The following is a 15,681-nucleotide window of genomic DNA, read 5'->3' on the forward strand; positions in this document are numbered from 1 at the left end:
AAAGTTTTTTGAACAATTACAAGTATGCGATGAAGAAAAATTGTTATTTATTAAATAGGCAGCTTACAGAGTTTAGGGCTGAAGGCTGTAAATCATTAATCTATTTCGCGATAAATCCAGCTGTCATGGTAAGTACCATATAGTTCCTTGGCTTTAAGCTTTTACGGCTACCTGCTTCACAAAATTAGATTTCCAACATCAATCTTCACCGTTTTATTGTTTGGATTCAAATCGTTTTAGGATGTAGGACAGTTTTTTTAATAAATTGCATGAAACATTATTCTACCCTAAAATCACTTCGCACAGGTTTGTATATCAATATGATGGAAATGTAAATATTTTATAGAAAGGCAGCTTTTAAAATTTTACGCGGAGTTATTTCTTCATTTTAAGGATATATAGCTATTTGTACTCCCTTTTATTGTATTTTGTCCCCTTATTAAAGTCCGGCAAAATTTTATATTTGATTTAATTTACTAATCTAACCAACCAAATAATTTATGAACCAGAAAATTACATGCTTTTTTTTGAAAAAAGCAGCGCTTCTATGCCTGTTTTTCTTTGGAATAACGATTCAGATTAATGCCCAGCGAACTGTTGAAAAACTAAATCACGGTCTTATTGCCATACGTTTAAACACCAACCAGGTTTACGTGGGCTGGAGAATGCTGGGGACAGAGCCAACTGACGTAAGTTATAATTTGTATTGTGATAATGTTAAAATAGCTGAGAGTCCTTTTACAACTTCAACTAATTATACCCATAACACGGCAGCCAACGGAGTTTATTCAGTGCGTCCGATTATTAACGGTACCGAAGTGTCCGATTCTGAAACTGCCACAGTATGGGCCAATCAGTATTTGGATATTGCCATGCAGATACCACCAGGCGGAACTAATGTAGACGGATCTTATACCTATAACGTAAACGATTGCAGCGTGGGAGATGTAGATGGTGACGGTCAATATGAAATCTTCGTAAAATGGGATCCCTCCAATTCAAAAGACAATTCCCAACCGGGTTTTACAGGAAATGTTTATATTGATTGTTACCGTTTAGACGGGACACGTTTATGGAGAATTGATTTAGGTAAAAATATCCGTGCAGGTGCCCATTATACCCAATTTATGGTGTACGATCTGGATTCTGATGGTAAAGCCGAAATGGCTTGCAGAACAGCTGACGGAACCATAGACGGAACAGGAGTTGTTATTGGGGATGCATTAGCAGACTACAGAAACCCTAATGGAAGTAAAACTTCAACAAGTACATATGGTGCAGTTATTTCTGGTCCTGAATTTTTAACTGTTTTCAACGGACTTACAGGAAAAGCAATGGCTTCTACTAATTATTTGCCTGCGCGTGGAACTGTATCCTCATGGGGTGATAGTTATGGAGGCCGTTCGGAACGTTTTGTTGCTGCAGTCGCTTATCTTGACGGTTCAAAACCCAGTTTGGTAATGGGTCGCGGCTATTATACCAGATTAGTACGTGTGGCCTGGGACTGGAGAAACAACACCCTTTCCCAAAGGTGGATTTTTGATAGTGCCGCATCGGGAAATTCTGCTGTGGCAGGTATGGGAAATCATCAAATGACCGTAGGCGATGTAGATGGTGACGGCAAAGATGAAATATTCAATGGCTCCAGCGGTATTGACGATGATGGAACAAAATTATACGCCAACACACTGGGACATGGTGATGCTTTGCACATGACCGACATGGATCCTGATCGCCCTGGACTTGAAATATGGCAGTGCCTGGAAGAACCTGCTAAATACAAAACGAATGGCCTTGTTTTTTTAGATGCCCAAACTGGGACAACGTTATGGGGAATGCCGGCAAATACAGATGTAGGCCGCTGCAATGCAGCAGATATTGATCCACGTTATAAAGGATATGAATGTTTTGGCAGTGCAGGAATAAAAGATGCATCAGGTGTTACGACTACCACAAATTATTTAATGGACTGTAAAGGAAACCTTATCAGCAATAAAAAACCTTCACAGAATTTTTCAATTTGGTGGGATGCTGATTTGAATCGGGAGTTATTGGATTCAAATAAAATAGACAAATGGGATTATCTTAATGGTAAAACCAGTAATATGTTAACTGCAACCGGATATTCTTCAAACAATACCACTAAAGCGACCCCATGCCTGAGTGCTGACCTCTTCGGAGACTGGAGAGAAGAAGTTATTTTTCGAAAAGATGATAATTCTTCTATCAGGATTTACACTACCAAAATTCCTACTACCAATAGATTGTATACTTTGATGCACGATACTCAGTACAGAACGGCAATTGCATGGCAAAATTCGGCTTACAATCAGCCTCCGCATCCAGGTTATTATTTGGGGGTAGATATGGCTCCGCAAACGCAACCCAACATAATGACCACAGATGTAACTTTAGCAACCGATGATTTTTCAAATGCATCGTCTTCAGCCAATGCTGTTTTATATCCAAATCCTGCCAGTCAGACTTTTACAATTATGGCTTCGGGCAAATTTACCTATACGATTCACAACCTTACAGGTCAAAAAGTAGGATCCGGAGAAGGCGAAAACCAGACCGAGGTCGGATCAATAGCTCCATCAGCAGGAGTTTACATTATTACTGTGAAATCTGAAAAAGGAACTTCTACAATCAAACTGGTTAAGGAATAAAGTTTAAGTTCAGAATTTAAAATTCATTTTTATCATTACCCCCGGGAGCTTCTTTTCCGGGGTATTTTTTTGCTGTAAATTATAATTGAAAGGAAGGCGTTTTTGTGCGCGTTTTTTTTCTAATGTCAATAAAAACAGGTGTTTCGTGTTATTTGAACCCCCTATTATTGTATTTCGTCCCCTCTCTAAGATAAGCTGGATTTTATATTTGCTATCAATCAGATGACATCGAAGCTATCGTTTCAAATCAAAAAAAAGCTGATGAATTAGTGTGTTTTTTACTTCAGAAGAAAAAACAAAAACAAGTAGAGATGGAAAAAAAATACGATATGAAGAAAAAATTATGATATCAAAATGCAGGTTTTAGTATGGGAATACTATCTGTAAAAACAATGAATGTGAATTTTACTAACCAACCAAACCAACCAAAAAGTATGAAAAAAAGAATATCAAGGGAGAACTATGGCTCATTTGAAGGAATTAAAAAGAAAACCAAAGTAACACTCCTGATTTACTTACTGCTTTCTTTTTCGCTTACTGCGAAAGAAGAAAAGGCTATGAAAATTAACGAAGAGAATGTAGTTTTCAGGGACAAATCTAAAACTGTAACCATAAAAAAAACGTCTTCTTTTCAGGAAAAAGGAATAACCATTACAGGAAAAGTGACAGACGATAAAGGTCTTGGAATACCTGGAGTTACCATTGTGATAAAAGGTAAAAAGACAGGATCAGCAACTGATTTTGACGGAAATTTTAAAATTGAGGATGTACCTGCGAAATCTGTTTTAGTATTTTCTTACATAGGTCTGGTAACACAGGAAGTTGCTGTTGACGGTAAACTGACGCTAAACATCGTAATGAAAGAATCATCTACAGATTTGAATGAAGTTGTTGTAATCGGTTATGGAAGTACAAAACGAAAGGATTTAACAGGAGCTGTAGCCTCAGTGAGCATGGATGATTTAAAGGATATTCCGGCGACTTCAGTTCTGCAGGCAATCGCAGGAAGAATGGCTGGTGTAAACGTAACTATTGCAGATGGATCTCCGGATATGCCCATTAAAGTACGTGTAAGAGGAGGCGGTTCTATTACTCAGGATAACTCTCCTTTGTTTATTGTTGACGGTTTTCAGGTAAACAATATAAATGATATTGCACCAGGGGACATAGAGTCAATTGATACACTAAAAGATGCTGCTTCGACTGCTATTTATGGAGCCCAGGGAGCAAACGGGGTTATTCTAATAACGACTAAATCAGGAAAAGCTGGCAAGACAGAAATTAATATGAATGCCTATACAGGCATTAAGAATACTTACAATTTAACAGAAGTATTATCTCCGTATGATTATGTCTATTTTCAAAAAGAACTGGATCCGGGTGCAAATCCTAGTACTTCTTTTTATAGTATGTATGGAGCCTGGGATGATGTGGATATTTATAAATCTAAAAAAGGTACAGACTGGCAGGAAAAAATTTATGGCAACACCGGAGTTCAGAAACACTTTGATATTGGGCTTACAGGTGGTGATGCGAGTCTTAAATATAAGGTTAATTATGTTCATGATGACGAAGAGTACATTATGCTTAATTCGGCTTACAAAAGAGATTATCTGAGTTTTAACCTGAATAAAAAAATAAGTCCAAAACTAACATTAGATTTTAATCCGAGAATTTCAAATACGGTTATTACCGGACCCAGCGTTTCCTCCGGAAGCAAACTTAGGGACGGAATTAAATATGCTCCGGTTTACAGCTTAAACGGAGGTCCCGGAAATGCACTGGGAGGAGCAGATGATGTTACTTCAGCAGAGGCTTTAAGTTCACTGAATGATCCTGTTTACAATATTATTAACGAATATAAAGATCAGAACAGATTTAATGTTACCATCAACACGGGAATAAACTGGCAGCCAATAAAAGGATTGACGGTCTCTTCTAAAGGAAGTTATGCCGCAAACAGAGACTATACAGATAACATCTGGCTGAATAAAACAGGTGAGGCAAGTTCTAACGGAGGTCAGCCAGTAGCACGCCGTACAGACACAAAAGGCTACATATGGACGATACAAAATACAGTTTCGTATAATGTTCCTTTTGTAAATAATACGCATAAACTGGATTTAATGGTCGGGCAGGAAATGTATAATTCGCAGGAAGAAGAAATGCGCAACGATTCAAAGTTTTTCCCTGTAGATTTTACTGCAAAAGATGTTCTGGCGATGTGGAATTACGGTACTCCACAGCCTACATACACTACTATAAAAGAGCCTTCAAGGACATCTTCGTTTTTCGGGCGTGCTAATTATACTTTACGTGAACGATATATTTTCACGTTAACAGCCAGATCAGATTCAAAAAATGTATTTTCAGAAGAAAATCGTCAGGGATTCTTCCCCGGTGCTGCATTTGCATGGAGATTATCAGATGAATCATTTCTTAAAAATACAACGAAATGGCTGTCAAATGCCAAAATGCGTTTGAGTTATGGTGAAGTAGGAAATGCTAGAGTAGGATCATACTGGAGACAGGAATACGGATTTCAGTCTTCCAGCAGAAATTTATATTACATAAACGACCTGCCGCAAAGTGCCCTTGTTACTTCAAATGTATTGAAAAATGAAAATTTGACTTGGGAAACAACAGTATCTTCAAATATAGGACTCGATTTAGGCTTTTTTAATCAGCGCTTAAGAGTAACTATTGATGCTTATAAAAATGATACAAAAGACTTAATCCTGGGAGTGGCATTGCCTTCTAATTCAGGTTATGATACACAATACCAAAACATTGGAAGAACTTCAAACAAAGGATTGGAAATTACAGCATCAGGGGATATCGTTAAAAATGAAAATTTTATATTATCTGCTAATTTTAATATAGCTTTCAATAAAAATGTTGTAAAAGAATTAGACGGTTCCAGTGAAATGATCGCCGCTTCCAATTGGGCACCAGCCGTGGGAAGAGATGACTACAGAGCTATCGTAGGACAGCCTGTAGGATTAATGTACGGATATGTTTCAGACGGATATTATACGTTTGATGACTTTACTTATGATAATGTGCAAAAGAAATGGATTCTGAATCCGGGTGTGGCTGATGCTTCAAAAGTAATAACCACTTCAGGAAATTATTTCGGACCAGGGCACATCAAACTTAAAAAATTAAGCGGAGACGGAACGGTAATCACTCCGGATCAGGACAGAAAAGTAATCGGAAGGGCACAACCTAAACATACCGGAGGATTCTCTATAAGCACGGCTTATAAAGGATTTGATTTGTCAGCCATGTTCAACTGGTCTTACGGAAATGATATTTATAATGCCAATAAAATAGACAATACCACTTTTAGCGGTTCGAAAAGATACCAAAATATGAGTGCAGAGATGAGTATCCAAAACCGGTTTACAACAATTGACCCGGCAACAGGATACAATATCATGTTTGGTGAATATGCAAATCCTCAACTCTTACAGGAAATCAATCAGGGGAAAAGTTTATGGCATCCTCTTTCTAATTCAACCATTTTAACAGACTGGGCAATTGAAGATGGTTCATTTTTACGATTCGGAAGTTTAACAATAGGCTATACGTTGCCTGAAAGCATTACAAAAGAAGGATTTGTAAAAAATGTACGATGTTATTTTACAGGAAACAATTTAATGATCTGGACCAAATATTCAGGTCAGGATCCTGAGGTTGACGGTATTCGCAATACGCCATTAACGCCAGGAGTAGACTGGTCTGCTTATCCAAAAGCAAAAACATTCCTTTTTGGGGTTAATGTAACATTTTAATAAAAAAGACATGAAAAAACTATTATACTATTCGGGCCTTATTTTTTTACTGGTTTGTATTTCTTGTGATAAGGATTTTTTAGATACAACTTCACCTTCGAAGCTGAGTTCTGAGACTGTTTTTAAAACCCAGTCTATGGCAAAAGCTGCAGTCATGGGTGTATATGGAAAGATGACGGACAGTTATATCTACGGTCAGAAATTATCAGTTAACTGGCAGGGATTTTCGGATATTGAAACCAATCAGGGATTTACTTCTTCAGCTTATAATTCTACAACCAGTGATCAGGGAGCAGGAAACTTTTATGATGATCCTTATAATCAGACTACAAAATGGCAGGGATTGTTTCAATTGGCAGAATTAGCTTCATCGTCAGTAGATGGTATCAGAAATTCTCCCATTCTTGAAAGTAATGCTGCTAAAATGAAACCGTTATTAGGTGAAGCATTAGTGATGCGATCACTAGCTTATTTTGAACTGGTTCGTAACTGGGGCGATGTACCCTATAAAGAAGGAACTTCTAAATCTGATTTGTCAAATGTTTACATTGGAAAAGTAGACAGGGATCTTATTTATGCCAGTCTGGTTAAAGATCTGCAGGAAGCGGTAGATTATTTACCATGGTTGAAAACAGATGCTGAATATTCAAGCGTAGAACGTATCACAAAAGGTTTTGCAAAAGGACTTTTGGCAAGAGTAGCCCTTTTTGCGGGAGGCTGGTCTTTGCGTGATGGGAATGCATTTCCGGGGAAAGATCTGGAACACCATCCTTCAATTCCTGAGACTGGTAATTACTATGTTGGAAGAGTTAAAAACTGGAGAGATTATTATCAGATAGCTGCTCTGCAGACTGCCGAAATGCTTGGCAATACAGCAAATCCTCACCGTTTAGATCCTCAATATGAAAACATATGGAAAACGGTTTGTGGTTTACAGCAGAATGTGAACAATGAAAATTTGTTTGAAGTAGCGTTTGGTCTTGGAAATAATGGAGACATCGGTTCTTTGATGGGATACGAAGTGGCAAGTAACAGTAAGTACGGAAGCAGAGGCTTTGGTGGTACTTATGTGGGGTCTCAGGCCTACTATTTTTATTCTTTTACTCCGGAAGACAAACGTCGTGATGTGACGCTGAGCTGGCTGAATTATACAAAAGATAATGTTGAAGGTGTGAAAAATGATCCGTTGAGTGTAAATTTTGCCAAATGGAGAATTTACTGGATGTCAAGCTCTTATTTATCTCTGCATAAAACGGCTAATTCGCGTATTGCAACCGGTGTAAACTGGATTTTGATGCGCTATTCGGATATTTATTTGATGTTTGCTGAAGCTGAAAATGCTTTAAATGGAGCAGATGCTGTAAACACAGTTGCAGGAATGTCTCCAAGACAGGCATTAGAAAAGGTTCGTGAAAGAGCTTTTGGAACAGGATCTTCTAAAATTCAGGCTTATGATTCTGATTTCTTTGAAGCCATTGTCAACGAACGTGCCTGGGAGTTTGGGTGCGAAGGCATCCGCAAACAGGATCTGGTTCGTTGGGGTTTATTATCTGACAGAATGGAGACGATGAAAAAAACATTGTGTTTGATGCTTGATAATAAACAAACGGTAAAGATTTTTGATAAAACGTACCTGCCAACGGATTTTCCTAAAACAGTATATTACAAATTAAAGGACACTGAATACATCGATAAAAGTTCGCTTAATTATTACACAGAGCTTTCTTCAAGCCCGGGACCGGAGTATAAAAGTGTAAGCTGGTTTCCTAAAAATGCAGAGAAACCTCTTACTGGTACAAATAAAAATTATATAGACTGGCCGGTAAGGGTTTTATTGGCGGGTACCGGATTGAACAGCAGCTATGATTATTCAGGTTTTTTAAGCACGATGACTAATGGATCTGAAATTCAAACCAACCTTGCTCAGTTTTCTAAGGGAAATAACAGTTGTAATTACAGACACTTTTTCTCTATTTATTATGAAGACATTTTTGAGTCTAAGGGCAAAATAACCAACTCATACGGATTTTAAGTAATGATGCTAATTTAAACTCATTGTATGTAATTATTAAAAACGTCAGTTCGAGTGTTTTTTGTGCAGAGAAGCGAAAAAAAAATGTATCGAGAACCGTTTTAATAATTACATACAACACACTAATTTAATTTTAATTATATGAAAAATAAATTATTAATTTTTAAGGTTTTACTCCTTATTATAACCCTGTTCAGCTGTGAAAAAGATTACAATGACTGGGATGTAGATGCAGATCATGACAGGCTTTTTAAGTCAATTGTTTTTGAAACTTCAGCAATTGCACCAACTTTTGTAGAAATAAAATTTACAAAATCAATTTCGGCGACAAAATATGTTTTTGAGTTTAGTAAAGACAATCTGGAGTTTAAAGAAATTGTAAAAACAGTAGAGCTTTCCGCTAGTAGTTTAGTACCATTTGCAAATTCTTCGGATCAGGCTAAAATAGAATACCGCCAGGTATTTGACGAACTTGACGGTACGACAGGTTATTCTGTAAGGATGAAAAGTATTGATGAAGCAACAGGAAAAGAGTCTAAATACAATCAAATCTATTTTTCAACTCCGGCAGAACAGCTTTTTAAAGGATTTACTGCTGCCTCTACAAGTGTAAGTTTAAACTGGAATATACTGCCTGCAGTACCTAAGGTTACCAATGTAATTTTGTATAATGAAACTTCGGTAGTAGTTAAGGATATTGTTTTGACGGACTCACAGAAAAATTCAGGTAAAGTAACATTTGACAATCTGACAAATGGAACAAATTACATAGCCAAAATTTTTAACGGCACCAATGTTCGTGGAATTTTGAATGTTAAAACTACTGGTCTGGCCAATAGTACCATTTACAATGTACTGCTTACAGATACTGCAGCCAGTATTGGTACAACTTTGCAAGGTCTTGTTGCTGGCGGTGCTAAAGATATTACAGTAGAGTTTGCTCCGTCAACTGCTTATACTATTGGCGGTGATATTACTATACCGACAGGGGTAAATAATATTGCTTTTGTGGGTTCTGCAGACGAAAACGGCCATCTATCAATATTAAACAATACCAGATTTAAAGTTCAGGATAAAATCAATAACCTGATATTACAGAATTTAGTTACGAGTTCAGCAGGTAATTTCCTGATTGATTTGCCAGTAAAAATTGTCAATGATATACAGATAGAAGGATGCCATATTATAAACCTAAATTCTATTGTCAGAGTAAGCGGAGCCAGTGTTGTGAATAATATAAATATAAATGACTGCAACATTTCACAAACAGGAGGTTATGGTATGCTGAATGTAGGTGCAGGAGGAACTGTAAGTTCTATTAATGTTTCAAATTGTACGTTAAAGGAAATCAGTACCCGTTTTGCCGATGTAAGAGTTAAAACAAACATTAATTTTAAAAATATCACTTGTGTAAACATTACTATGGGAATGGGGCACCTGTGGAATTTTGATAATAATAATCCTGTACAGGTTTCTGTTCAAAATTGTATTATAGCAGGTCCTAATGGCGGAATGGCACTTAATAGTACGAATGGTACGTATAGCAATATCAGTATTTCATATGCAGGTAATTACAAAACCAAAGATTTAACCATCGGTATAAGACCTTTGACCAGTATTGTAGAAGTTCCTTTAAATATTGCCGATTTTTTTGTTGAGCACGCAATTGGAATTTTTCGTATCAAATCTGGAATTGGTTTCGCAGGTACCGGAGTTGCAGGAGATCCAAGATGGTTTTAAACCAATATCTTTTTATGACTGTCCGTTAGGCAATGTAATTTTTAACCGCAAATTAGTTAAGAATAATATTCTATTTGGTTATAAAATATTTAAGTTTGGTAATATCCGTGGAAAATAAAGATTTATAGTAAAATAGCGGATGGTCATATAAAAGAGTATCAGTTTATTGAGGTTTATAATTAAATAATATAATTTATGAAAAATACAATAATTTTAATTTGTTCGCTTTTTCTGTTTTCCTGTTCTTCAGATGATATCAAAAAACCGACTCAGGTAAAAACAATTGTCATCAGTGGAGACAATACGCTGAATGGTACACCTAAACAGCTAACAGTGGTTATACAGCCAAATGATGCCGTGAATAAAGAGGTAACCTGGAGTGTTTCTGATCCCGCAATTGCCGCAATTACAGAAACAGGTCTTTTGACAGGTATAAAAAACGGAACTGTAAAAGTTACTGCCACGGCAAAAGACGGCTCTGGTGTAACTGCCGAAAAAACCTATACCGTTTCCGGAATAACAGAACCAACAATATTTGTTGAGAGTGTTTCTATACCGGCAGCTACTATAACCAATGGTCAGCCCCTACAATTAACAGTTCAGGTAGCTCCTGCAAATGCAACCAATAAAACATTGACATGGAGTACTTCAAGTCAGGCAATGGCTACAATTAGTCAGGAGGGATTGTTAACTCCTAAACTCAATGGCACTGTTGTCGTAACGGCAACAACAACAGACGGAAGCGGAAAAAGCACCCAGATTGAAATTACGGTTTCCGGTGTTACGGCAGTTTACAATACAGCAGTCAGATCCGAAAGCATTCTGATTTGGCAAAGAAGCAATGGAGGATGGGGGAAAGCGGTTGCTGATTTAAATCTGTATAATACTGAACAGACGGCACAGCAAAAAGCTACAGCTCTGGCTTCAAAAAACAATACCGATACGACTATAGATAACGGGCATGTCGTAACAGAACTAAGATGGCTGTTAGCCGATTACAAAACAACAAACAATCCGAATTATTTACTGGCTGCAGAAAAAGCAATTGACTGGTTGTTTCTTGCTCAGTATGCCAATGGAGGCTGGCCTCAATATTACCCGGATAAAAGTGGTTACAGACATCAAATTACCTATAATGACGGAGCAATTGCAAATGTTATGAATGTAATGTGGGATATTATTAAAGGCAAAAATAATTTAGAACTCGTAAATCCGAAGTACAAAGACAAGGCGGTAACTTCATTCAATAAAGGGATTGATATCATTTTGCAGACTCAGATTACTTATAAAGGCAAAAAAACGGTTTGGTGTGCACAACACGATGAGGTTACTCTAAAGCCGGCATTAGCCAGAGCATACGAACTGCCTACTTTCAGTGGTTCTGAATCGGTGGGAATTGTACGTGTTCTCATGCTTGTAGAGCAGCCATCAGCAGATGTAAAACAAGCTGTAAAAGATGCTGTTGAATGGTTTAACGGCGCTAAACTTTTTGATATAGCGACCAAAAAAATAACCGATTCCTCTCAGCCTTCAGGTCAGGATGTTATCGTTGTTGCTTCTCCGGGAAGCGTACTTTGGGCAAGATTTTATGATTTGGAAAATAATCTTCCTTTATTCTGCGGAAGGGATGGAATTCCAAAAAAGACTTTAGCAGAAATTGAAAATGAAAGAAGAGTAGGATACTCCTGGTACGGCAACTGGCCAAATGGCTTAATAGGTTCAGAGTACAGCAATTGGAAAGCTAAACATGGTTTATAGAATAGTTATTTGATAGTTAACTATATTTGGTTATGTCAGGGGTTGAGATGTCTTTTTCAGACAGGTAAATTTCAGCCCTTGATTTTTTTAAGAATACGAATGATAAATAAATATAAAGAATGATTTTAAGTTTTTTAATGGCCTCTGTGTTTTTTATGAGCAGCTCATCACATGATAATCCAAAACCGATAGTAAGTAAAAATGATCCAATAGAAAAAGTCAAATCATATGATATTGTAGTGGCTGCAGATGGAACAGCCGATTTTAAAACGGTTCAGGAAGCCATTTCGTCAGTTGCTTCCTTAAAAAATAAAGAGACTAAAATTTTCATTAAAAACGGTACTTACAAAGAAAAGCTCGAAGTACCGAAAGATAAAAACCACATTACCTTAATTGGCGAAAGCAAAGAGAAAGTCATTCTTACTTATGATGATTATGCTTCTAAAAAAAATAGTGAAGGTAAGGATATCGGAACTTCAGGATCGGCCAGTTTTATTGTGACCGCAAATGACTTTAAAGCCAGAAATATTACTTTTGAAAACGCATCAGGTCCCGTGGGTCAGGCTGTAGCGGTCCGCATTGACGGTGACAGGGTGATTTTTGATAATTGTAAGTTTTTAGGTTTTCAGGATACGCTGTATCCTCGTGACACTGCCAGCAGGCAATATTATAAAAACTGTTACATAGAAGGAACAACCGATTTTATCTTTGGTGCATCAACTGCCGTTTTTGATGGATGTGAAATTTTTGCAAAAGCAGGAGGTTCTTACATTACAGCTGCGAGTACTCCCGAAACCAATCCTTATGGCTTGGTATTTCTGAATTGTAAACTGACAACCAATGCACCCAATAATTCTTATTATTTAGGAAGACCATGGAGAAACTATGCTAAAACAGTTTTTGTTAAATGCGAAATGGGACCACACATTAAAGCCGAGGGCTGGCATAACTGGGGAAAAAAAGAAGCTGAAGCAACTACTTTTTATGCAGAATATCTGTCGACTGGTATTGGTGCAAATACCAGTTCCCGTGTAGGCTGGTCTCATTTTCTGACTTCTGAACAATTTAAGAAAGATTATACACTTAAAGCCATTTTTAAAGACTGGACTCCGGTTTTGGAATTTAATAATTAATAACCACTTAAGCCGTAAATTATTGGTTTTCCAAAAGAATGGAGAAATCAACGGTTTTGTATTAAATAAAAAAGAATGAATTATTTCAGAATTATTACGTGCTCTGTATTGCTGTCAATCAGTATGTTTCATAGCAACGCCCAGCAAAAATTAAAATTACATTATGACAAACCGGCAACAAACTGGAACGAGGCCCTGCCAATTGGTAATGGCCGTTTGGGAGCCATGGTTTTCGGTAATCCGCAAAAAGAAGAGCTTCAGCTAAATGAAGAAACGGTCTGGGCAGGTGAACCTGGAAATAATGTGCCGAAAAATGTTTACCCAAATATTGAAGAAATCCGAAAACTGCTTTTTGAAGGAAAAAACAAAGAGGCTCAGGATCTGGCAAACAAAACTTTTCCGAGACAGGCTCCAAAAGATCTAAACTACGGAATGCCCTATCAGACGGTTGGAAGCTTATGGATCGAATTTCCGGGGCATGAAAATTATTCGGATTATAAGCGTGATCTGGATATAGAAAAAGCGGTTTCGTCAGTAAGTTATAAAGCAAACGGAGTAACTTATAAAAGAGAAGTTCTGGCTTCTTTTTCAGATGATGTCATTCTGCTAAAGCTAACTTCAGACAGAAAAAAAAGCATCAGTTTTACTCTGTCAGCAACCAGTCCGCAGTTGTTGAGGAATTTCAGGACTCAGGAAAATAAATTGTTTTTTGAAGGAACAACCGGAAGTGCCGATAACAAAACAGGCAAAATAAAATTTGTCGGACAGGCCGTCTGTACTCTAAAAGGAGGAAAGTTAACTGCTGAGCCCGATAAACTCACAATCAAAGAGGCTGATGAGGTGATCATTCGTATCGCTATTGCAACCAATTTTAAAAATTATAAAGATCTGTCGGCAAATCCGTCTGAGAAAAGCACTGCTGTTTTAGCTAAAGCTTCAAAGAAAAGTTATGCCGAATCTTTTAAAAACCATGTTTCAGCCTATCAAAAATATTTCAACAGGGTTTCTTTATATTTAGGTGATTCGCCTCAGTCCAATAAAACAACTGATATTAGAATTAAAGAATTTGCCACTTCTTATGATCCGCAACTGGTAGGGCTTTATTACCAATTCGGGAGGTATTTACTCATTTCAAGTTCACAGCCGGGCAATCAGCCTGCCAATCTTCAGGGCATCTGGAATCATAAATTAAATCCGGCCTGGGACAGTAAATACACCGTAAACATCAATACTGAAATGAATTACTGGCCTGCCGAAATAACGAACTTGAGCGAGATGCACCAGCCTTTATTCAGCATGCTGAAAGATTTGGCTGTAACCGGAAAAGAAAGTGCCTCAGAAATGTATCATGCCCGTGGCTGGAACGTGCATCATAACACAGATTTATGGCGTATGACAGGCGTTGTAGATGGAGGATTTTATGGTCTTTGGCCAATGGGAGGCGCGTGGCTTACCCAACATTTGTGGCAGCATTATCTTTACACAGGTGACCGCGAATTTTTAAAGGAATATTATCCCGTTCTAAAAGGTGCTGCACAGTTTTATCTTGATGTACTTCAGGAAGAACCGGAACATAAATGGCTTGTTGTAGCTCCTTCAATGTCTCCTGAAAATACGTATGAGAAAAGCGTTGGCGTTTCTGCCGGAACAACGATGGACAATCAGCTGGTTTTTGATACGTTTACTAATATTCTGAATGCTTCTAAGGTTTTAGAAACAGATAAATCCTTTGCAGATTCGGTTGCCGTTGCTTTAAAAAGGCTTCCTCCAATGCAGATTGGACAGCATACCCAATTGCAGGAATGGCTTCATGACTGGGATAAACTAAATGACCATCACAGGCATATTTCGCATTTGTACGGCTTGTTTCCATCAGGACAGATTTCACCGTTCAGAACCCCTCAGCTTATCGAAGCAGCAAAGAACACATTAGTATCCAGAGGCGATGTATCGACAGGCTGGTCTATGGGCTGGAAAGTAAACTGGTGGGCACGTTTATTAGACGGAAACAGGGCTTTTAAACTGATTAAAGACCAGTTAAGCCCTGCGCCATTAGAAAGTAAGGGACAATCAGGCGGAACTTATCCGAATCTTCTGGATGCTCATCCGCCATTTCAGATTGATGGGAATTTTGGCTGTACGGCCGGAATTACCGAAATGCTTTTGCAAAGTTACGATGGCTCAATCTACCTGCTTCCTGCCTTGCCGGATGATTTCAAAAATGGTAAAGTAAGCGGTCTGAAAGCCAGAGGAGGTTTTGAATTGGCTTTTAAATGGGAAAACGGAAAATTAAAAGAAGTAATCGTAAAATCAGCTTTGGGAGGGAATTGCAGGCTGCGTCTGGCCTCTGATATTCAACTGAATGGAGAAGTTATTTTAGCTGAAGCGAAAGAAGAAAATACCAATCCGTTTTATCAGGTGGAAACAATAAAAGAGCCTTTACTATCTGAAAAAGCAAGCTTAAAAGGCTATAAATCTCCTGATACCAAATTGTACGATTTCAATACCGTAAAAGGCAAAACGTATATCTTTAAAGCAAACTAATTAACAAT

Annotated in this window: 7 protein-coding genes; all 7 read left to right on the forward strand. The window is 37.6% G+C overall.

Annotated features, from left to right (window positions below; all coding sequences use genetic code 11):
* Positions 1 to 500: 500 nt before the first annotated feature.
* The 7 genes from GXM16_RS16690 to GXM16_RS16720 all read left to right on the forward strand — a co-directional run bounded on the left by GXM16_RS16690 (position 501) and on the right by GXM16_RS16720 (position 15,673).
* Complete coding sequence (locus GXM16_RS16690) at positions 501 to 2,669, forward strand: rhamnogalacturonan lyase family protein (RefSeq protein ID WP_163395634.1); 2,169 nt, start codon at positions 501 to 503, stop codon at positions 2,667 to 2,669.
* Between the two features lie 434 nt (positions 2,670 to 3,103).
* The gene (locus tag GXM16_RS16695; protein ID WP_208797390.1) at positions 3,104 to 6,466 is read left to right on the forward strand and encodes a SusC/RagA family TonB-linked outer membrane protein; all 3,363 of its coding nucleotides are present in this window, start codon (positions 3,104 to 3,106) and stop codon (positions 6,464 to 6,466) included.
* Positions 6,467 to 6,476: 10 nt separating this feature from the next.
* Positions 6,477 to 8,498 carry a RagB/SusD family nutrient uptake outer membrane protein gene (locus tag GXM16_RS16700; protein WP_163395635.1) on the forward strand — a complete coding sequence of 674 codons (2,022 nt, stop codon included), beginning with the start codon at positions 6,477 to 6,479 and terminating at the stop codon, positions 8,496 to 8,498.
* A 141-nt stretch (positions 8,499 to 8,639) separates the two neighbouring features.
* Entirely contained in the window at positions 8,640 to 10,238 is a 1,599-nt protein-coding gene (locus GXM16_RS16705; protein ID WP_163395636.1) for a DUF4957 domain-containing protein, read from the forward strand.
* A gap of 195 nt (positions 10,239 to 10,433) precedes the next feature.
* Positions 10,434 to 11,996 carry a pectate lyase gene (gene pelA / locus GXM16_RS16710; protein WP_163395637.1) on the forward strand — a complete coding sequence of 521 codons (1,563 nt, stop codon included), beginning with the start codon at positions 10,434 to 10,436 and terminating at the stop codon, positions 11,994 to 11,996.
* Between the two features lie 119 nt (positions 11,997 to 12,115).
* Entirely contained in the window at positions 12,116 to 13,129 is a 1,014-nt protein-coding gene (locus GXM16_RS16715) for a pectinesterase family protein (RefSeq protein ID WP_208797391.1), read from the forward strand.
* Between the two features lie 75 nt (positions 13,130 to 13,204).
* Positions 13,205 to 15,673: a glycoside hydrolase family 95 protein gene (locus GXM16_RS16720; protein ID WP_163395638.1), complete on the forward strand. Its 2,469-nt coding sequence runs from the start codon at positions 13,205 to 13,207 to the stop codon at positions 15,671 to 15,673.
* Positions 15,674 to 15,681 lie beyond the last annotated feature (8 nt).

It is taken from the genome of Flavobacterium limi, from assembly GCF_010645075.1.
GTDB lineage: Bacteria > Bacteroidota > Bacteroidia > Flavobacteriales > Flavobacteriaceae > Flavobacterium > Flavobacterium limi.

Excerpts from the sequence above, each read along its gene's own strand:
- GXM16_RS16690 (WP_163395634.1), top strand. The coding sequence starts at position 501 with ATGAACCAGAAAATTACATGCTTTTTTTTGAAAAAAGCAGCGCTTCTA.
- GXM16_RS16695 (WP_208797390.1), top strand. The coding sequence starts at position 3,104 with ATGAAAAAAAGAATATCAAGGGAGAACTATGGCTCATTTGAAGGAATT.
- GXM16_RS16700 (WP_163395635.1), top strand. The coding sequence starts at position 6,477 with ATGAAAAAACTATTATACTATTCGGGCCTTATTTTTTTACTGGTTTGT.
- GXM16_RS16705 (WP_163395636.1), top strand. The coding sequence starts at position 8,640 with ATGAAAAATAAATTATTAATTTTTAAGGTTTTACTCCTTATTATAACC.
- pelA (WP_163395637.1), top strand. The coding sequence starts at position 10,434 with ATGAAAAATACAATAATTTTAATTTGTTCGCTTTTTCTGTTTTCCTGT.
- GXM16_RS16715 (WP_208797391.1), top strand. The coding sequence starts at position 12,116 with ATGATTTTAAGTTTTTTAATGGCCTCTGTGTTTTTTATGAGCAGCTCA.
- GXM16_RS16720 (WP_163395638.1), top strand. The coding sequence starts at position 13,205 with ATGAATTATTTCAGAATTATTACGTGCTCTGTATTGCTGTCAATCAGT.